The sequence below is a fragment of the Myxococcus llanfairpwllgwyngyllgogerychwyrndrobwllllantysiliogogogochensis genome (genome assembly GCF_006636215.1).
In the GTDB taxonomy this organism is placed as follows: Bacteria; Myxococcota; Myxococcia; order Myxococcales; family Myxococcaceae; genus Myxococcus; species Myxococcus llanfairpwllgwyngyllgogerychwyrndrobwllllantysiliogogogochensis.
Genome location: NZ_VIFM01000841.1, coordinates 1 through 425 on the forward strand (window position 1 = coordinate 1; position 425 = coordinate 425).

At 60.7% G+C, this 425-nt stretch carries 1 pseudogene; it reads left to right on the plus strand.

What is annotated here, in order from left to right:
- Window positions 1-40: 40 nt before the first annotated feature.
- Window positions 41-425 (plus strand): annotated as a pseudogene (locus FJV41_RS56030) (hypothetical protein); the annotation flags it as partial.

The window sequence follows — 425 nt, forward strand, 5'->3', positions numbered from 1 at the left end:
CCCTCTCCCTGATGCCGCCGCGCCGCCACCGGCTCCTACCGTGTCCAGCGCGCCGTCAGGCCGCAAGCGCCTCACTACCGCCCTGGTGTGGGGGCTGTTCCTGTTGGCGCTGGGCACCTGCGTGGCGCTGGTGGCGCTGTCGAGCATGGAATCGCGGCCGCCGGTCAACAAGGCGCGTCTGCTGCTCAATCCGCGCGATATCGATATCCACCTGGTGAATGGCAACTCCTGCGCTAACTGGTCGTCGCAGCACTCCTACGCCGTAGGACTGGCCAGCCTGATCACCACCTCGCTGAACACCTTCTCGACCTTTATGGTGCATGACAAAATCAACTACAACATTGATGAACCGAGCAGTTCCGGTAAAACGCTGACCATTGAGTTCGTTAATCAGCGCCATTATCGGGCGCAGCAGTGCTTTATGT